This is a genomic window from Rhizobium sp. MHM7A, from assembly GCF_005862215.1.
In the GTDB taxonomy this organism is placed as follows: Bacteria; Pseudomonadota; Alphaproteobacteria; order Rhizobiales; family Rhizobiaceae; genus Rhizobium; species Rhizobium bangladeshense.
Genome location: NZ_VCHT01000001.1, coordinates 232,478 through 248,699, shown reverse-complemented (window position 1 = coordinate 248,699; position 16,222 = coordinate 232,478). Strand labels below are relative to the sequence as shown.

Sequence of the window (16,222 nt, the reverse complement as noted above, 5' to 3'; positions counted from 1 at the left end):
CGATAGTGAAATGCTCGCACAAGGAATTCATCGGCCAAACTGAAAACAAAGCGGCTGAGACGGCCAGTCCAACCAACCAGTTGACAAATGTCGGAACGTCAGAACTCCTTGTCGTCAAAAAATTTCAGACACCGAAATCAAAGCCGACGATTTTGTCGAGAAGGCAGGCTGTAGTCGTTGGAACAGGCCCCAGTTGAGCAGGTCAGACGCAAGGGCAGCGATAATGTAGATTATCGGCGACCCGGCAAGTTTGCGCTAAGCTCTCCAGTCAAACACACTCTGACGATTGAATAGACACAGACGAGCCAGATGACCCTATCTCCCGACAGCTATGTACTGCGATGCCGCGACTATGGCCGCCCCTCCTTCGAGACAGTGGAGCGAATGTGCAATCTCAGCGCCAACATCGCCGCGAATCTCCCCGCCAGCTTCAACGATGAGCGCAAACCAATCTTCAGTCATCGACTACTCATGGAGTTGCAGCGTGCCTGGTCTTCCATGCCGTTTGCCCTCAATGAACTCAACAACCCAGCGAATTGGAATATCGACGCGCTGCTAACGGAGAAACTCACCTGGGATGGAGAGGTGAAGGCCTTGCGCCAACCCAAAATCGTTATCGACGTCGAGATCACCAAGCCTGGCAACCTGTCGGTCCGCTGGTTCCGAACCGATGAAGACATTAGAGAAGATGCATTCGAACGGAGAGATTTTGAAAGACCACCGAATGAGCTTTTGTTCGTTCGAGGCTTCAAAGATGCCTTTTACGACATCGACCGCAAAGGCGACACATGGAGGAATAAGTTTGCCTCCGCAGTGCTAGGAACTTGCATCGGCGCAGTCGAGGATGTCATCCATCTTGCCGGGGCCAATTTCAAAATCGAGCGCAATTGGAAGGTCGATTTAAAATATGTAGACGATCTAGTCGTTGGATTCGAAGAGACTAACAACCAAACCCGAGAACGCCGTCGTCTCGCCCCGATCCTGGAGGAGAAACAAAGGTTTGAAAGCGAAGTTGGTATGACCTGCGAAGCAATTGTGGGAATTAGCCGCGCTTACGAACGCAACGGACTATCGACTGCACGAATTGGAGCAATCCTTAGGGACCACTTCTCTCTTGATTTCGCTTCGTTCTCCCGCTTTTCAGCCACGAGAAAGAACGCAGAGCGACTACTTGGCGAAGTCAACTCTCAACCTGAAGAAGTACAACTCACCGACGAGCAGGCAAACCTATCACCGATTAATCCCGTTCGCGAAAGCCTCTCGGTCAGACAGGCACTTAATTCCCGTATCGCATCAGCCACCAGTGCTCGCGATCAAAACAACACACCGAAAGCTATTCCGACATATCCGAAGCGAGAACACCCAGCTTCAGATGAAGAGTTAGCAGCGATTGGAGTGTCTAGCGTTTCGGAGCTTGTCCAACGAGTCAACGACCACCTGCTTTCCTCCAACGATTTCCCTATTTCTGTTGGCGACTTTCCGTCGAACAAGCGTTTGTTCGACAGACTCGTCGCGCGCTATGAACGTTTAGGCTTGAACCAGCAGAAGCCAAATGACGTGATCCAACCCAAAGTAGGGTAAATGGACCAGATGACCGATCAAGTGAGAGAGGCAGAACCGCCGATAAGCAGCACTATCGTCACCACGAGACTGACTCCATCTTGCCCGTTGCCGCAGCGGCTGCTGTTGATTGACAAGACATGAACTCCCTGCTCTGTTTCCTCGGAATTGCAGTTTTTACGGACGCGCCATGCCCCAGGTATATCTGAGCAATGAGAGATATCAGATTTTCAGAGCGCGCCTCGTTGATGCAATTAAGATTGTTGATGGCCGCTCCCTAAGTCCTGACGAACTTACAAAGCTCACAACGGCAATGCTGAGGACTACACAGGAAGAGCAAGGCACCTCAGGCGTCGTCAGCTTGCCGGACGACCGCGTCCCGAGCAATGAACGCGAAGCAAGGGGCGCGCAGTATACGGAAGCCCTGGAAACGTTCGGATTTGAGTTTATTTCCGAGGAGATACTAGAACTCGCAAGTCCCACCGGCGACGACGAGTTTGAACCCTTCTCCTGGCTTTACAACAGCGGATACAAGCACATCTCGTGGCCCCGCCATAAGGGAATGCTAAAATGCGTGGCCGCGTCTCAAACGATGAAGAAGCTCATCAGACTGATCCAGACGGCCATACAGGATGAAAAAGGTTATGCGGAGCGTTGGAGCTACTACCACTATCGTGATCAAATTGTCTCGTACCTGTTTTTCCTGGATGACCTGATCAAAAATGTAGATCACCCGGCATGGATCGCCATCGCTCTCAGCTCAATCCGTGTGACTGTCAAAAACGTCGAAATTCCCAGTTTATGCGACGCTCTCGATTCAGGCGATTTCGACGTAGTATGGCAAAATATTGAAGCCCTGTCCGAAACCGACATTGCAATTATAGCTCACGTTTTCATGCAAAATGGAGCAAGCCTGATCGCGCGGAACGGGCACCTGCACGGGCGCTTTGATGAAACTGAAAACGATGCTCTTGGAGGTTTAACGAAGCTCACACCATGGTCCCCAAGGGATGGACGTTTCCGCTACATCGATTTTTTCGACGAGCGAATATATATGGACGGCCCCTGGCACAAATTCTATTCACTTGCAGAATATGATGATTGCCAGATTGACGGGTTCTGCCCTGTCACAGACGACGAGCGCGAGGCCTTTCCCGAGTGGTATTACTTTCTACCCTCATATGCGAGTGATGCCGGAGGTCTGTTCAAACGCCTCATTTCCGATCCAACCATTTCAGACCTTGTACCTACATCCGAGTTTGCGAGCCTCAACACTAAAGACCAACACGGAGGCGCTGTAATCCTCGCGACCCCAGGTGAGGACAAACCGACCATCCTCGGCTCCTACAAAGTTACCCACACGGCAAACCCCGACAGCCATGATGCATCTCATACTGTCACAGTGAGCGACTTACGTCTGACGACGACAGACACCAGCGCCCATTCGTGTGCGATAATAGCTGCTATACACATGGACCTGGAGCACATGGCGGAGGAATGGTATCGAAGCGTACCAATCCACACAGAGGTGAAGCTGCACATCAACCTACTCAAACTGGATGATGCGTTTGCAACTCGCCTATCAGATGCACTCGGCATGTTCATCGAGAACAACGAAGAATCGAGACCGGGTCTAACATTCGTGCCTATTATTAGATTGAACGGCAAGAGGTTCAGGACCGACAGTTCTGGTGGTAAAACAATCCGTCGATAATTCACATTATCGACGTATCAGCTCAGCCACATCTACCTCCATCATTTTGGGAGGCAGCCTCCACACTGGTCAAAGTCCTGGCTCTAAGGCTGCCAATCCTGTATGCTTGGGCTGAGGAAATTCGACAACTCGGATCACCGACAAAAGGCAAACCTTTGACAAATTTCGAACGGAAACAAATTCTCCCAGCCCTACTTCGTCCCGGAATGTACACCGGCGAACAAGGAGACAGGACGCTAGCTGAATGGCATGCGGACGCCGTTGCCGAATATCTTAACGCGATGCTTATCCTTGGAGAGCGCCATTCTAACCGGGTAACCGCTAGCCCTGCCGACGGAGAGTCACAGCCGATCTCAACGAACCTATAAGGGCCAAGATCGGTCTGCGAGCATACAAAGTCCGATTGGCATCAAGCGACCGACACCTTCTGACAAAAAATTGCAAACTAAAGTTCCACCACTATGTTTGTAACAGTCGAAACTAAAATTGGCCTCGAAAATGACCCTGTACGGAATTCGTAAGATTTATAATGACAACGTTTACCCGCTCTCCATTCTTGCTCAGGCCGAGCTTAGTGGAGAGACCGGTGAAGGCCTGAGTTCCAAGAAGTATCTTGAGGTAACCGCAGGCGTGGCGTTGACGACACATCGAAAGACGCTCTTCCTATCCGAGGACCTTAACTTCGTCGCCGAACTGTACCTGGACGGAGTTGCCTGGGATTTCGATGAATATTTCGAGTTCTCGCGAAATGGCATCAACACGACCTACGAGGTCTATAACGCCATCACAGGTGAAAAAGTCGAGATCGACATCAACGACCCAACTTTAAGCGAAGCCAGAGCCAACATTGAGCGCAGGCAGCAGCAGCGCGAACAGCAACGCCAATTCGAGGAAGAGCAACAGCGCAAGAAAGCAAATCTCGGATAGACTAGCAGTCGCGACGACCGCCTGTTGGCCCCGAACAATCAGGAGCGCCAACTGGCGGTGGCATCACACGCTCAATTGCTACATCGCCAAGCCTGCACTTCCACGCTCCAGCACCGTGTCACGCGCCCTTCGAAGGTCATCCGACCATTTGGCAAACCACCGGTCATCGAACGATTTGTTATCCGAGAACACGATCTCTCGCAGGCGCGCAGCCGACACGGGATACAGGTCTCCGCCCGAACCGACCGTGTTATCCCAACAGTAATTCTCGATCACATGCTCCAGTTTAACGGAACCGTCGACATCCAGGAGCACACCATCATGCAGGGCGACAACGTGCTTCCACACCGGAATACCGTCACTCGCCCCCATTTGCACTTTGCCATCCGCGCCTTTTAAGCAAATCAACGCCAGGTCCACCTGCGGGAAAACCTCCTTCAGAGCAAGCGCAAAGGTCCCACATAGGCCAGCCGTGCCCATGTCCGCGTCGTACTCATCGAATTCCGCCGCCGCGATGACTTCCGCTATGTCCACGTCTTAGGCCTCCACACCGTCATCTCAGACTTCCATCACCACGCGCTTGCCACAAGACCAGCAACTTGAAGGCTACCCCCTTACAAGCTAAATGACCTTATATGATTGACGCGGGGGAGAGCCATCACATGAAATTACAGGTCACGATCCTTACAGCCTTGCTGATGCCGACGCTGGCTACAGCGGCAGACGTCACTGTCACCAAGAAGAAGGCATGGTCGACGGCCGGACAAAGCGGCTACGTCGTCGAATACAAACACGATGGCAAGCTTTGGAAAAACGCCAAGGTTTACTGCGTGAGCGTGGGCAAACCGATCTACCTGATCGAGAACCTGGATCGCGGGGATGGTGTCAAACTGGGCATCAGCGTGGAAGCCGACCAAGGAGGTCTCGCGACCGAAATTGCTCCAGGCTACATGAGCTTTGCCATCGACCTGTGGAAGCAGGCTTGCCGCTAAGCGGTGGAGCCGCTCCCTCACAGATGTGTGAGGGGCGGCATTCCCGAAACTGGCACATGCTGTGCGGTTTACTCCGCTTATTCGGACCGCTTGGCCATCTTTGACAACGACCACCTGACACGAATGCCAGAGTCTGAGCCTTGTCACCCGAACCGGGCAAGGCTTTACTCGTCGTATGGGCAGGATAGGCTTTCCAGGTCGAGGGAACAACCAACCGGCCGATGAGCATCTAGCCTCGTTACCTACCAGTCCTTTTTGCGGAAATAATCACTCAATGAAAGCCCGAAAGGCCGCTGAATCACGCCAAGGACGGTGATGAAAGCAACGACCACTACAGCCACCGCAGCCAGGATCAAAAGCGCGGCGCTCCCCTCGTAGCCGATAATCTTCAGCTCATCCGCAAAGCTCGCGAGCACGATGAAGATACTGGCAGTCGCCACGTCAATCAGGAGGTTCACCCAGAACAAAGGCAGGCGCAATTTTCGTTTAAGCGTAAACATCAAAAGTAACTCGATCCTTCTCAGGCCCTGGATCAAGTCTGTCCACCATTCCCCCGCAACGCAAGGAGTTCCTCCCGATAAATTCATGCGCAGGAACATTGAAGGATTGAATAGTCGAGCGAATTCCATACGTATGGGTTTTAAGCCAACTCATTTCATGAACCCCTACATCCAGGAGAACGGCTATGCAGGCCAAGCTCACTTCCATCACTTTCGAAACGGCATCTGCCGCAGTGGCAGCCGAAGCTTGGCCATCAAATGCGAACCTTCCTCAACCGGCTATCGGACGCGTTGCTTACCTTCTCGGCCGTCATTCAGAGGGCAGGGGCAGTGTATCCCAATTCAGACATGCGCGTCTGCGAAACTGCTGCCGCACAAATGGTGCTGGATCGCCTGCAGCAGTTCGACAGGCTGCTCGAAGAGAACGAGGCATTAAAAGCAAAGCTCGCCTCACTCGAAGCTGCTTAAGCGCCTAACCCGGTGGTAGGTTGCACCTCAATTTGCGATGGTCACCGCATCGTAATCGAGAACAATCATATGGACATCCCCGCTCTCATTCGAAGCGAAACTGCGAAAATCATCAACGGAAGCTTCCAGTTTGGAGCGTTTTCTCCATGGCACATCAACACCGGCTGGTGCTACGAACTTTCGCGTTCAGTTTCTGATGCCTTGAAAAAAGCCGGGATCGAAAATGAAATTCTCGACAGCGAATGGCTAATCAAGCGCGGTCCCATGGATGGCAGGCCGAAGGGGGTAGGGCTACTCGGCTATCACGAGTTCGTTTACGCTCAGGGACGTTATTACGACTCCGAGGCTCCGGACGGTGTTGAGAGTCCATACGACCTACCCATCGTCAAGGAAGCCGTTATCAGTCGGCAAAAGGACAAACTCCTCCAGGCATATCTGGACGATCCAGCCTCACACGACGAGTTTCCATGTCCGAAACCAATGCGCGACGCACTTGTCCAGAACCTTGAAGTCTACCGACAAGCTTCTCCACCCGACGAGAAGCAGTTTCGAGCAGCACATGTCGCGGCGCAGATGCTGTGGGAGCCAATCCACGGTCACTTAAGCTCAGATGCAAGCCGCCTTGCTGAAACATTCGCACGAATTCTCACTTCCTTCGGCCTCTCGTGCGAAGCAGAAACAGGACAAGCACCAGCCGCCATGGGGATCGAGGGAGAACATCACTGGGTTAGGTTCAACGACGGCACGATTTTCGAAGTCGCTTTTGATAGATCGCAGCTATACGATAAGTCGACGCTTGGAGGTCGAGTACGCCTCATCCATCCGCTCGACGAAATGAACGACCAATACAGACCTGCAACCAGCCTTTCCATCGCGATGTGATCGACACCTAGGAAATCGCTTCAAGTTGCGACTGGGCCTTGACGATTGAAGCGATTAGCCCAACGATTTCCTAACAACTTCATAGGAATTCTTTATGGGTATTATCGGTCTCATCCAATTCTTGATCGACCTGCCAGCACTGATTATGCTTGCTGCGCATTTCGGAAAGGATCATCGGACAGGCAAGCGGACGGCGTTCGCATTCCTCGCACACACTATTGGTCTTGTTGGCCTGATCGGTTTCACGGTCGCGCTCGTCAAGAACCTGGACAAAGTCGATACGGTGATCTCCCTGGCCATCATCGGCATCGCAATCTTCACACTCGTGATGGCTGTCTGGATCATCGGGATCATAGTCGGTCGTCGTACGCAGCCCTGACGGCGAAGGAGCAATCATGACAGAGCAAATACTCAAAACCTCCGAACAGTGGCAGGCGGACGCGGAACACACCTATGTCGTTCTCGACCCGGACGGTTGGGACCGCTCAAATTTTGAGTTTTCCTTCTACGAAGAAAAGATCACTGAGCAGGAGTTTATGAAACGCCTGGCAAGCTCGACACTGATGATCAGTGCCAAACAAAAGAGCATGTTCGACTAACCGGCTACGGCTCCTGAAGCAGCGCAATCATTTACTGGCCCTGAAATACCCATCGTCATGGACCTCGGTGACCAGGACTTTCTCCCACCGGCCGCCTTCATCGTATTTGACGCGCACGTATTTACCGACGGCGATCATGTCGCCGCCATGAACCTGCAGGAGTTTAGGGATGTGCCGATCTTGCAGGGACGGCATTTCTCATTCCAAGGTTTGCCCACAACACGCCCTCTGAAGCAATGATCTTACCTATGTGGAACATCAACTCTTCGTCGGCAAGTGAACTTGTCTGACACCGTACATAAAATCAATTCCTGGGGCTGCGATTTCTTCCACTCGATACTCAGCCGGAGCCGAAGCAAGGCGGACGCCGCCACCATGCCCACCTAAAGGGGTGGACCAATTTCTGTCGGCTTTCCTGATCGATCATCAGTCGCGGCAGAGGTGAGGAACACCGGCAATATATGGCCGACATCGAAAGAGGTGCTAACCGGTCTTTTTCGGCCGGTTATTCATCGTCGTCGTCCGATAAGCTCGCTTCGAAATCTTCGAATGTTTGGATATCAGCTGGCTCGAAAACCCACCAATAGCTGACGAGACCTTGTGACATGATCTCATTTAACGACGATGATGTCAGCTTCTGAAGCAGCGCCTCATTCTGTTCGATTTCCTTGCGATACCGATCTCGTTGAGCGCCAAAATTCTCGTCCCTGATACGAAGAACGGTTTTGTCCTCGGGTGTGAGCTTTCCGACAGCAGATTCCCGCGCAATGGTACTCGCAATTGACTTCTCAGCTTCGACGTTCGCTTTCTTCAACTCCTTGACACGACGATCAACGATTGCCCGGTTCCAATCGCCCAGGCGAGCTTTCAATACTTCCGCATCCACCGATACCAACTGAGCATCATCATATGGGTTCCAGGTTTCCGCACGAGCGTTTTCATCACGATAACCGTATCGCATCATCACGATTTTCTGGACGTTATGCATCAAGGAATTCCTTCACTGTCTGTGCGAAATTATGTTGATGAATATCGCAGGCGCGTCAAGAGGTGTAGGAAAGTCCAGGACTTAGCGCGAGTGTGCGACCCGCCGCCGACGATAACTTCCATCAATCGCCCCTCCTTCTATTCAAAATTCCTTTGCGGCCCAAAAATTTCCCTCCCTAGAATGTTTCTATCAGAGGGAGTAACTTCATGAACTACAACAGCAAACAGATCGAATACGCGTCCTTCCTACGTCGAGTGGGAGCATCGCTAATTGACACCATCGTTCTAGTCTTGATTACCATCGTCGTCAGCTTCGTATTTGGCATATTCAGCTACTTCTTGTTCGGCCCCGGAGCTTCTGATGTCGTCGGTTTCTTCCTAGGACTGGTCGTGGGATGGATGTTCTACGCTCTCTTTGAAAGCTCCGAGCTTATGGCGACACCAGGCAAGCTCGCACTTGGCATCCAGGTTCAAGACGAAGACTTCCAGCGCCTGACCTTCGGCCGCGCGACTGGACGACACTTTGCAAAAATATTTTCTAATGCCACATTGGGCATTGGCTACCTTTTCCCGCTCTGGACCGAGCGCCGCCAGACGCTCCATGACATTGTCGCAAAGACCGTTGTCATCAAGAAATAACTCGAAGGTGTGAGCTATGCCCAACCGTAGCGTAGCTCACACCGCCTTGTTGGCTCCTTGCTTAAGGCGAACAAACTCAATACGACCTACGTCTTGCAGGCTTACCTAATCAAAGCGGCGCAATCTGGCGGGCAGATCGAATTGCCTGCGTAACAGTACCTTCGACCCATGCAACGTTGAGCGCACGATCAACGACGTCTGACGGCTCGTCGACGAGTACGACTGACCCAAGTGACACGTCTGCCCGACCGTGCTGCCTAACGGCCCAGCGGCCGATTTCATAGGCTCCTGTCTTACCACGGAACCGGATGACGATCTGACCGGAGGCCACAATCCCTTTCAACTTGGTCGTCCAAACCCAGCAGGACAAGATGTCCACCCCTGGTGCACTGCTGACCCGCTTCTCAAATCGACGAAGAGCCTCAAAGCACTGCCCGATGTGCAGGTTCTGCCGGGCGACAGCAAGATGTTCATCCTTCAGGAGGCTGATAGCACTAATCGATTTTGTGGCCTCGACCTTACTCACGTCCGCACTCCAGATGACCGGGTCACGAGCCTGGCACTGCAAGCCAGGACGAAATTAGATATTCCATTCGACGCGATTTTACTCACCACCATCAACGCGCCGTTCCAAGGTGATTTTCCCTTTAACGATGATGACATCGAGATCGGATTGATCAGGAACTCGGAGGATCGGAGCGGCTTTGAGCGTGTAGCCCATACCAAACATCGGCACGACGTTCTCCCGGAACACTTTCTGCTTCATCACCAGCGTGTGGTTCCCGTCATGATTACAGTAGGCGACTACCGGCAAAAACAACTCATCGGTCCGCTGATCGATGATGTCGAAGTCCCTGGTATTGATCGATATCTTAGCGAGAATTTCTCGTGCCATTCATCCACCTCGAAGCATAAAAAACCTCCCCGGTTCGCGTCTGCAAGAGGCGTGGGCGGCGTTATCTTAATCAGCTTGCTAGGTGTTCCTACGTCAGTCAACATCAACCAACTGAAATCTACCAAGGCTCTTCACGATGCAGGCGAATGAGACGAATTCCAGAACCTCCTCAGCAGGATGGACGCCTATTGAGCATGCGGACTGGGCGGCTCTGGGAAACACCCCGGTCTGCATCAGGACCAAAGACAATGAGGTCTTCTTCTTTTCAGACGCCCGGCAAATCGCAGCATCGATACATGAGAACGGCGGGGCAGGGGGTGCGGTTGCTGTGCGACCTGTAAAACTCGGAGCTTTAACAAAGTCAGACGTCGATCCTACAGCCCCTCGATGGGTGACTGCCGAAGAAATGCCGTCCATGCCGCGCGGATGGTATTGGGCCGCACTCCCAGGCGGCTGGGAATGGTACTCTCCCGACTACAACATGACCCAAGGAATTTTCCACGGCGATGTACGCTGGCATTCCTTGATGTCAAAACGCTATTGGGGACCATTCCAGGGGCCACCAGTCGAATGAATCTAGCCGCCCTCGGTGACGCCTGATTTTGCGTCTACACCAGGCAACTCTCCGACAACTTTCAGGGCCTGCTGAATTTCTGCCGATTTGTATCCACCACCGAACATCTTGTTCGCACAATCAACCCGCCGAGGGAGGTCGCACAATTCCAGAACTTCCTGAGCCGTAGTCAATGACACAAACCGCGCGAGACGAGTCTGCCCGTTCTCCACTGGGTACTCTTCATCCAACTCCATCAATGCTTCGTAACACTTCCAAGGACCTTTTTGGTCAAGGCAGAGTTTGACCTGATCGGAAATCAGCTTATCAGCGGCTATTTTCTCTTCCTGCCTACGCTCCTCGATCCGCTTGTTCACATCCGGATGACCTGCCGCTACAGCAATCAAGAGGAACGGGGTAATAACCCCAAACATAATCCACGGGCTTTCCGCCATTGACAGGACTCCAAAAAGAATTCCTTGCTGAAAACCACAATTTAACGAAGTCGTCAAGGATTCGACAGCCAGAAGATAGAGAATTCCTTGCAAATAGCACTGAGCAGCTGCCAATGAGCCTAAGATATTGACACCGACATGCTGGCGCGGCCTCTCGGTTAACCCATGCGGGCAACTGAGATGTGATACCTCCACCGGCACATCCGTCACACTGGAGAGACCGAGCACGTTGGTCGTCGGTCTCTCCCTCACATGCCATAGCCGCTAAGCTTAAAAGCACTTCAATTGGGGGAACGGTCAAAACTGCAAGGCGACAGTTCTGTCCTTGATCGGCAGCAGCTCGACTGCCTTTTCCTGAAGATTAGCGATCTCCTTCGCATATTCCTCGCGCAAGGCAATCGAACTATCACCAGCAGGTGATGTCGGCCATTGCAGGCCATCAGTGATATACGAGCCCATCAAAAGCAATTGGCCCTGACCATTGCGAAGTGCCACCAAACCTTCAGGCTGCTCCGGGTTTCCCTCAGATATGCCACCCGCTTGATAGAGACGACGGATATCGAATGATTTACATTCCCACATCGCCCTTGCCAGCTGCTCAGCCGTCTTCAGGTGCAGCCAGTGTCGTCCGCCACTTTCAGGAACGACGAGCGCTCCTTCCGGGATTTCGTACCAGGTTGGTTCTTTGTTCTCGTCCATGACTGCTGCTCCAATCTATCGACCTTACGGTTAACGACTGCAAAGCGAGAGACAAGTCTTGACTGGAGCGCAGCCGCCTGACCACGCTCCAAAAATCAATTAGCAACCCTTAAAGGTCAGAAGCCACCTTGGTTCTTCTTCGATTTCCAGCTTGACACAAAGCGCCTTGAACGCGTCAGCCTTCGCCTGATCCAGCTTGAATACACCCGGCAACTCAGTGACGAGAGAGCCATAGTCGGCCGCAATTTCCGTACCCTTCAGGAAGAGAATACCTCCCTCACCGATGAAGTACGACATCAACTCGCCGATGTCATCTCCACCAACATCTCCGAGGCGTTCCTCGAATTCATAATAATCAAAACCTTCTTCACCGAGATCGACGCCGTAGATGATGTGCGCGGAAGATTCATAACTCATTTCAATTTTTCCAAAGTTTCGAGACTTCCATGGTGAATCCGCATCAAATTGGCTGCAAGCTCAATGCCGCAAATCGAACTACCAAAACAGACCACGACTCTCCGAAACGAGAACTCCTTGTCCTAAGCGCCCTTTATCGCTACGGTCTCAACATTTAGATTTCCGAGAACGATGACGATGGTAGATTTCAAGAAACTAGCTGAAGAACACTATAATAACGCCACACCGGAGGAGCGGGAGCGCATAGACGCATACCGTGCACGCGAAGCAAAACTTGACGAAACTAGGCGCGACATAGCAGCCACTTTCACAAACCTCGAAGAACGGCATATCGACCAGGGCGCGGGCCGGAAACCAAAGTACGATCTATATCCTACCAGGGTGACCTCAAAAACTATTGAGATGAGGATCGAGGACCGCACGTCTTTCGATGGAAAGCCATACGAAGTCCTCCAGTTTATCGGGGCAGTTACCGGACATGAAGCTTTCCCGCTGCGCGAAGACTTCATCGAGGGCCTGACCAAGACCTCAGAAACCGAGGAAGAAGACATCTTCTCGATATGCTGGGGAAGCGCAAAATATAATCGTTGCGACGTTTCAAAATCGGCCGTTGCGGAATACCTCAGAGAGGTCCGGCCGGAACTTTTTGCCGATGCCCCGGCACCGGCTCTATAGATCAGAGGAGGCGTTGACAACGACGCCCCTCATGCAACGATAACAAGCACCCACTGCGAGTTACCGTATGTCCGCGATCCAGAACCAAGCCACGAGCTTCAAAAACAAACTATTCCTGAAGGCAGCTAATGTGTTGAACGACCGGCTGCCGCTGAAGGCCTGGCATAGGAGCTTATCATTCGCGATCCAGGCAATCCTCTACGCCTACGCCATCCCAGGACTTTTTGGCACCTTAATGATGGGACATCTGGACTATACGCCTGACGAGCTGGGTGGCATCCTTCAGAACCTTGTCCACTTGATCGTTTTTGCGATGCTCCTGAACCTGGCTTTACCGTCGCGCAGGAGCTTTCTTGCGTACCTCGGTTACTCGGCGCTAGCAAACTTGGCACTCATCGTCGCCGCATTCACATACATGGCGACGTTTACCTGAGCAGCACCCACCCGATCAGATTCCCGGGCTCGCTGAATACGACGCGAGCGCCAGGTCCCTGATCGCATCCCTGATCCAAGCATCTCCCGCGACGGTTTTGTCCTCTCCCCGCAGCACGTTTGTAACCGTGACTTTGTGCTCACCAGTTAGCTCTGCACGGATGAATTCTTCACCGTCGCAATAGAGGCTCACGCGATTGACGATATCGCTGTCTTTCGCGAAACGAAATTCAGACACTCCAGTCAGAAGTTCCTCAACTCGCTCAAGGCCTGTAATTATTGCTGGTAGTCGGAAGTCCGTAACAATCCTTTCTTCTAAGTCATCGACCGGCTCAAGCGTGAACCCGGACTTTTCGATCTCGCGCATGATCCGATCAACCGATGCTTTTGCGTCATTCGTCAAGAATATCGGTTCGAAGGCACCTTCAAGTGTCCCATGCTTGAAACCCAGTCTACCAACGGGAACCTCTTTGAAAACGTAGTGATTTATCGCAGCAGCGCCCCAGCCGCTTCCATAACTTGAAACCTGCACCTTCACTGCAAGTGTGCGCCCCGCCTGTGTTCGGAACACGATCTCATCGTCATAAAGCCCGGGATCATCGTTGCGAGCCGGACGAACCTCCAGACCGTGCTCCTTAAGCTTTGCACGGCCATATTTGCGAATATCATCCAGGACAGATTTCAGCGTCATGTGAAGCACCAGCTTTAGATGGAAGGGCCGTCGTTACGGTTGTCGAGGATCATCTCGATGTTACCCTTGATCTCGATGATGATTTCACCATCCTCCACGCCCTTTGGCGTATAGGCGATGTCGGTGAGCAATTCGCTCCCTACCAGCTTTTCAGCGAACATGTCCAATGCTCCTTCAAGGTTCAAACCGATCAGATCATTGATATCGACCGAAATGGTCCCGACGATCTGGCCGTGCTCACTGACCTCAAATTCTTTACCGTTATCAGCTACAAACGTATCGGACATGTCTCACTCCTTTTGTCTCTGCATCGACACTGCCGCGATGCAACGCATTTCACCACTCGCGTGGAAAAGATAAATTTGCAAGCGGACTGACCGAGCTTGAATACCGTCCATAACCAGCTAGATGAGTGGGACGTCTTATGGTTGGGGAATGATCGCCATGTCACGCTTCGGAAGCCTCGGCATCGATGGAATCCAGAAGATAGCCGCAGACCAGGCAGCGGTCCGGCAACTGTCGAATTCCGTCCCAGCCGCAATAGGACAGCTTTTGCACCTTGCAGGCAAAAAATTCACCAACGACGCCAGACTGACTACAAAAGACATAATCGATCTGTTTGATGGCATGAATGCCCAAATGACTGCCGACTACCAATCATTTGCTGCCATCAGGAAAGCTGTTCCTGCAACGCGCGTACATCCAAAGGGAGAGAAGCGCGAAACGATCTACCTATCACTGACACACGATCAAGCCACCAGGTGCTACCAGTTGACGTCCTTGCGCCTGGCAGCCACCGCCAGGAAACTGGAATACATCTTCATGTTGTTACCCTTCTCGATCAGCGAACATGCGGTTCAACGACTGATGGAACGAGTACCTACTGAAAAGGAAGCTTTGAAAGTCGTCACGGAAAGCATGATTGAATGGATGATCCATCTCATTCCGCTTTTGCCAATCGCACAACAGCGGAACAACGGACATATGGGCATCCCGGCCAGCGGGAAAATCGGAATGCTGTATGGAGACTTCATCCCAAACGAAGCCATGGACTGCGCGTTCGGCTCCAAGTGGGATAACTTTGGCGAGATACCGATCAGACCGAATGCCGCACTAATCAACGGCCCCACCTTCCTAATCAAGACGTTCGTTCAACCGACCAAGCTCCGGCCCGATCAGATCACCACTATGGAACTAATGCATGCGTATCAGCTGGAAAACAAAAAGATCGCGGACGAGTTTCGCAACGTCCTGTTTTGGCCTGACGCCACACTCATCAACAAGGACCTCCCGAAGGACCACGACGAACAAACGCAGGCACTTTCCGACACGTTCGTAAAAGTTTTTGACGATCCCGTTCTTCTCAAGGGCTTGAAGCGGAGCAGGGATTATGAAATCGGCCTCACGGCCACTGATTTCGCCAAGGCACCTTTGAATGAACCGACCGTTAGCCAGCCCGCTAAATGAAGGCCCCGTAATGACATCCGAAATTCCATTCGCAGAAAACGACCACATCGAACTCCTGGAGGACTGGACGATCTCGTTCACCAATCACTACACCAAGGAGAGGATGTGGGACGCCCTTGGCTGCAATGATGACCCGGTACACAAAGCAGCTCGGGCGCGCGGAGATCGAGCCATTGCCGAAATACAGGCCCTCCACAGTCGCAGCATCGTCGTCGAGAAGCCTTCCAAGACTTGGGACACCGCGACAAAGCAATGGATTACGTCTCCAACCAGCAGGGAACCCCAGGGCAAGGATGCCCGACGCATCAAAGCTCTTCAGAAGCAGCTAACAGCCGAGGAAGGCCTGCGCACGGTTGCAAAGGCAACGCTGCCGAAGGGCACAATCCTGCAGGTTGCCAGACTAACGATTTTTGAAGATTTCGAGACCGCAGCCATCAAGCTCAATATCGTCGAGACGAGCCATCCGGGACTGCAGTTCAAGAAGCACGGCGGCACGCTCTCAAATGGCAAACGCAACATCCTGGTCAGGGGACATGACTTTGCTTCGGCAAGGTTCATCATTTGCGAACCAGAATCCGGATTTTCTCCGTCCCCGTAAGAGTGAAGGAATTCATTTACCCACTATGCTGTTGCAATTTGAGGCAGTTTCAAGCATGGTCCCGCACCCAAG

General features: G+C 52.4%; 24 protein-coding genes. 13 read left to right on the top strand and 11 right to left on the bottom strand.

The genetic code is table 11. The features are described 5' to 3' along the window. Nucleotides 1–309 precede the first annotated feature (309 nt). The 3 genes from FFR93_RS01490 (at nt 310) to FFR93_RS01480 (ending at nt 4,201) form a co-directional block, all read left to right on the top strand. Nucleotides 310–1,581 (top strand): hypothetical protein, encoded by a 1,272-nt coding sequence (locus FFR93_RS01490; RefSeq protein ID WP_138391568.1) that lies wholly within the window; start codon nt 310–312, stop codon nt 1,579–1,581. Between the two features lie 169 nt (nt 1,582–1,750). Further along, nucleotides 1,751–3,274: a hypothetical protein gene (locus FFR93_RS01485; RefSeq protein ID WP_138391567.1), complete on the top strand. Its 1,524-nt coding sequence runs from the start codon at nt 1,751–1,753 to the stop codon at nt 3,272–3,274. A 498-nt stretch (nt 3,275–3,772) separates the two neighbouring features. Next, a complete protein-coding gene (locus FFR93_RS01480) occupies nt 3,773–4,201 on the top strand; it encodes a hypothetical protein (RefSeq protein ID WP_138391566.1) in 429 nt (142 codons plus the stop codon). 78 nt (nt 4,202–4,279) lie between these two features. On the opposite strand, the gene FFR93_RS01475 is transcribed toward FFR93_RS01480, so the two are convergent. After that, nucleotides 4,280–4,735, bottom strand: a complete 456-nt coding sequence (locus tag FFR93_RS01475) for a hypothetical protein (RefSeq protein WP_138391565.1) — start codon at nt 4,733–4,735, stop codon at nt 4,280–4,282. Nucleotides 4,736–4,863: 128 nt separating this feature from the next. On the opposite strand from FFR93_RS01475, the gene FFR93_RS01470 reads away from it, so the two are divergent. Further along, nucleotides 4,864–5,193: a hypothetical protein gene (locus FFR93_RS01470; RefSeq protein WP_138391564.1), complete on the top strand. Its 330-nt coding sequence runs from the start codon at nt 4,864–4,866 to the stop codon at nt 5,191–5,193. Between the two features lie 242 nt (nt 5,194–5,435). Here FFR93_RS01470 and FFR93_RS01465 read toward each other — a convergent pair whose 3' ends face one another. Beyond that, nucleotides 5,436–5,729, bottom strand: a complete 294-nt coding sequence (locus FFR93_RS01465; RefSeq protein ID WP_138391563.1) for a hypothetical protein — start codon at nt 5,727–5,729, stop codon at nt 5,436–5,438. A gap of 222 nt (nt 5,730–5,951) precedes the next feature. On the opposite strand from FFR93_RS01465, the gene FFR93_RS40610 reads away from it, so the two are divergent. From FFR93_RS40610 to FFR93_RS01450, 4 genes are all read left to right on the top strand, one after another. Continuing rightward, on the top strand, nt 5,952–6,161 hold the full coding sequence (locus FFR93_RS40610) for a hypothetical protein (RefSeq protein ID WP_171049018.1): 210 nt from the start codon (nt 5,952–5,954) through the stop codon (nt 6,159–6,161). A gap of 69 nt (nt 6,162–6,230) precedes the next feature. Next, nucleotides 6,231–7,043 carry a hypothetical protein gene (locus tag FFR93_RS01460; protein ID WP_138391562.1) on the top strand — a complete coding sequence of 271 codons (813 nt, stop codon included), beginning with the start codon at nt 6,231–6,233 and terminating at the stop codon, nt 7,041–7,043. 94 nt (nt 7,044–7,137) lie between these two features. Further along, the gene (locus FFR93_RS01455; protein WP_138391561.1) at nt 7,138–7,422 is read left to right on the top strand and encodes a hypothetical protein; all 285 of its coding nucleotides are present in this window, start codon (nt 7,138–7,140) and stop codon (nt 7,420–7,422) included. A 16-nt stretch (nt 7,423–7,438) separates the two neighbouring features. Further along, the gene (locus tag FFR93_RS01450; RefSeq protein ID WP_138391560.1) at nt 7,439–7,642 is read left to right on the top strand and encodes a hypothetical protein; all 204 of its coding nucleotides are present in this window, start codon (nt 7,439–7,441) and stop codon (nt 7,640–7,642) included. A gap of 27 nt (nt 7,643–7,669) precedes the next feature. On the opposite strand, the gene FFR93_RS40605 is transcribed toward FFR93_RS01450, so the two are convergent. Both FFR93_RS40605 and FFR93_RS01445 read right to left on the bottom strand, forming a co-directional pair. After that, nucleotides 7,670–7,837: a hypothetical protein gene (locus tag FFR93_RS40605; protein ID WP_171049017.1), complete on the bottom strand. Its 168-nt coding sequence runs from the start codon at nt 7,835–7,837 to the stop codon at nt 7,670–7,672. A gap of 310 nt (nt 7,838–8,147) precedes the next feature. Further along, on the bottom strand, nt 8,148–8,630 hold the full coding sequence (locus FFR93_RS01445; protein ID WP_138391559.1) for a hypothetical protein: 483 nt from the start codon (nt 8,628–8,630) through the stop codon (nt 8,148–8,150). A 206-nt stretch (nt 8,631–8,836) separates the two neighbouring features. Between FFR93_RS01445 and FFR93_RS01440 the strand changes: the two genes are divergently transcribed. Further along, nucleotides 8,837–9,268 carry an RDD family protein gene (locus FFR93_RS01440; protein WP_138391558.1) on the top strand — a complete coding sequence of 144 codons (432 nt, stop codon included), beginning with the start codon at nt 8,837–8,839 and terminating at the stop codon, nt 9,266–9,268. 109 nt (nt 9,269–9,377) lie between these two features. Here the strand turns inward: FFR93_RS01440 and FFR93_RS01435 are convergent, their stop codons facing one another. The 5 genes from FFR93_RS01435 to FFR93_RS01415 all read right to left on the bottom strand — a co-directional run bounded on the left by FFR93_RS01435 (nt 9,378) and on the right by FFR93_RS01415 (nt 12,287). Continuing rightward, the gene (locus FFR93_RS01435; protein WP_138391557.1) at nt 9,378–9,794 is read right to left on the bottom strand and encodes a hypothetical protein; all 417 of its coding nucleotides are present in this window, start codon (nt 9,792–9,794) and stop codon (nt 9,378–9,380) included. A 78-nt stretch (nt 9,795–9,872) separates the two neighbouring features. Beyond that, entirely contained in the window at nt 9,873–10,163 is a 291-nt protein-coding gene (locus FFR93_RS01430) for a hypothetical protein (protein WP_138391556.1), read from the bottom strand. Between the two features lie 576 nt (nt 10,164–10,739). After that, nucleotides 10,740–11,171, bottom strand: a complete 432-nt coding sequence (locus tag FFR93_RS01425; RefSeq protein ID WP_171049016.1) for a hypothetical protein — start codon at nt 11,169–11,171, stop codon at nt 10,740–10,742. 297 nt (nt 11,172–11,468) lie between these two features. Then, entirely contained in the window at nt 11,469–11,870 is a 402-nt protein-coding gene (locus FFR93_RS01420; RefSeq protein ID WP_138391554.1) for a hypothetical protein, read from the bottom strand. 99 nt (nt 11,871–11,969) lie between these two features. Next, nucleotides 11,970–12,287, bottom strand: a complete 318-nt coding sequence (locus tag FFR93_RS01415) for a hypothetical protein (RefSeq protein ID WP_138391553.1) — start codon at nt 12,285–12,287, stop codon at nt 11,970–11,972. Nucleotides 12,288–12,464: 177 nt separating this feature from the next. Here FFR93_RS01415 and FFR93_RS01410 point away from each other — a divergent pair, with 177 nt between their 5' ends. Both FFR93_RS01410 and FFR93_RS01405 read left to right on the top strand, forming a co-directional pair. Further along, nucleotides 12,465–12,962 carry a hypothetical protein gene (locus FFR93_RS01410; RefSeq protein WP_138391552.1) on the top strand — a complete coding sequence of 166 codons (498 nt, stop codon included), beginning with the start codon at nt 12,465–12,467 and terminating at the stop codon, nt 12,960–12,962. A gap of 67 nt (nt 12,963–13,029) precedes the next feature. Beyond that, complete coding sequence (locus FFR93_RS01405; protein ID WP_138391551.1) at nt 13,030–13,395, top strand: hypothetical protein; 366 nt, start codon at nt 13,030–13,032, stop codon at nt 13,393–13,395. A 15-nt stretch (nt 13,396–13,410) separates the two neighbouring features. Here FFR93_RS01405 and FFR93_RS01400 read toward each other — a convergent pair whose 3' ends face one another. Beyond that, the gene (locus tag FFR93_RS01400) at nt 13,411–14,085 is read right to left on the bottom strand and encodes a hypothetical protein (protein ID WP_138391550.1); all 675 of its coding nucleotides are present in this window, start codon (nt 14,083–14,085) and stop codon (nt 13,411–13,413) included. A 14-nt stretch (nt 14,086–14,099) separates the two neighbouring features. Continuing rightward, nucleotides 14,100–14,372 (bottom strand): hypothetical protein, encoded by a 273-nt coding sequence (locus FFR93_RS01395; protein WP_138391549.1) that lies wholly within the window; start codon nt 14,370–14,372, stop codon nt 14,100–14,102. 157 nt (nt 14,373–14,529) lie between these two features. On the opposite strand from FFR93_RS01395, the gene FFR93_RS01390 reads away from it, so the two are divergent. Together FFR93_RS01390 and FFR93_RS01385 are read left to right on the top strand one after the other, a co-directional pair. Then, complete coding sequence (locus FFR93_RS01390; protein WP_138391548.1) at nt 14,530–15,552, top strand: hypothetical protein; 1,023 nt, start codon at nt 14,530–14,532, stop codon at nt 15,550–15,552. A 10-nt stretch (nt 15,553–15,562) separates the two neighbouring features. Next, the gene (locus FFR93_RS01385) at nt 15,563–16,150 is read left to right on the top strand and encodes a hypothetical protein (RefSeq protein ID WP_138391547.1); all 588 of its coding nucleotides are present in this window, start codon (nt 15,563–15,565) and stop codon (nt 16,148–16,150) included. Nucleotides 16,151–16,222 lie beyond the last annotated feature (72 nt).

Excerpts from the sequence above, each read along its gene's own strand:
- FFR93_RS01490 (WP_138391568.1), top strand. The coding sequence starts at position 310 with ATGACCCTATCTCCCGACAGCTATGTACTGCGATGCCGCGACTATGGC.
- FFR93_RS01485 (WP_138391567.1), top strand. The coding sequence starts at position 1,751 with ATGCCCCAGGTATATCTGAGCAATGAGAGATATCAGATTTTCAGAGCG.
- FFR93_RS01480 (WP_138391566.1), top strand. The coding sequence starts at position 3,773 with ATGACCCTGTACGGAATTCGTAAGATTTATAATGACAACGTTTACCCG.
- FFR93_RS01470 (WP_138391564.1), top strand. The coding sequence starts at position 4,864 with ATGAAATTACAGGTCACGATCCTTACAGCCTTGCTGATGCCGACGCTG.
- FFR93_RS40610 (WP_171049018.1), top strand. The coding sequence starts at position 5,952 with ATGCGAACCTTCCTCAACCGGCTATCGGACGCGTTGCTTACCTTCTCG.
- FFR93_RS01460 (WP_138391562.1), top strand. The coding sequence starts at position 6,231 with ATGGACATCCCCGCTCTCATTCGAAGCGAAACTGCGAAAATCATCAAC.
- FFR93_RS01455 (WP_138391561.1), top strand. The coding sequence starts at position 7,138 with ATGGGTATTATCGGTCTCATCCAATTCTTGATCGACCTGCCAGCACTG.
- FFR93_RS01450 (WP_138391560.1), top strand. The coding sequence starts at position 7,439 with ATGACAGAGCAAATACTCAAAACCTCCGAACAGTGGCAGGCGGACGCG.
- FFR93_RS40605 (WP_171049017.1), bottom strand. The coding sequence starts at position 7,837 with ATGCCGTCCCTGCAAGATCGGCACATCCCTAAACTCCTGCAGGTTCAT.
- FFR93_RS01445 (WP_138391559.1), bottom strand. The coding sequence starts at position 8,630 with ATGCATAACGTCCAGAAAATCGTGATGATGCGATACGGTTATCGTGAT.
- FFR93_RS01440 (WP_138391558.1), top strand. The coding sequence starts at position 8,837 with ATGAACTACAACAGCAAACAGATCGAATACGCGTCCTTCCTACGTCGA.
- FFR93_RS01430 (WP_138391556.1), bottom strand. The coding sequence starts at position 10,163 with ATGGCACGAGAAATTCTCGCTAAGATATCGATCAATACCAGGGACTTC.
- FFR93_RS01425 (WP_171049016.1), bottom strand. The coding sequence starts at position 11,171 with ATGGCGGAAAGCCCGTGGATTATGTTTGGGGTTATTACCCCGTTCCTC.
- FFR93_RS01420 (WP_138391554.1), bottom strand. The coding sequence starts at position 11,870 with ATGGACGAGAACAAAGAACCAACCTGGTACGAAATCCCGGAAGGAGCG.
- FFR93_RS01415 (WP_138391553.1), bottom strand. The coding sequence starts at position 12,287 with ATGAGTTATGAATCTTCCGCGCACATCATCTACGGCGTCGATCTCGGT.
- FFR93_RS01410 (WP_138391552.1), top strand. The coding sequence starts at position 12,465 with ATGGTAGATTTCAAGAAACTAGCTGAAGAACACTATAATAACGCCACA.
- FFR93_RS01405 (WP_138391551.1), top strand. The coding sequence starts at position 13,030 with ATGTCCGCGATCCAGAACCAAGCCACGAGCTTCAAAAACAAACTATTC.
- FFR93_RS01400 (WP_138391550.1), bottom strand. The coding sequence starts at position 14,085 with ATGACGCTGAAATCTGTCCTGGATGATATTCGCAAATATGGCCGTGCA.
- FFR93_RS01395 (WP_138391549.1), bottom strand. The coding sequence starts at position 14,372 with ATGTCCGATACGTTTGTAGCTGATAACGGTAAAGAATTTGAGGTCAGT.
- FFR93_RS01390 (WP_138391548.1), top strand. The coding sequence starts at position 14,530 with ATGTCACGCTTCGGAAGCCTCGGCATCGATGGAATCCAGAAGATAGCC.
- FFR93_RS01385 (WP_138391547.1), top strand. The coding sequence starts at position 15,563 with ATGACATCCGAAATTCCATTCGCAGAAAACGACCACATCGAACTCCTG.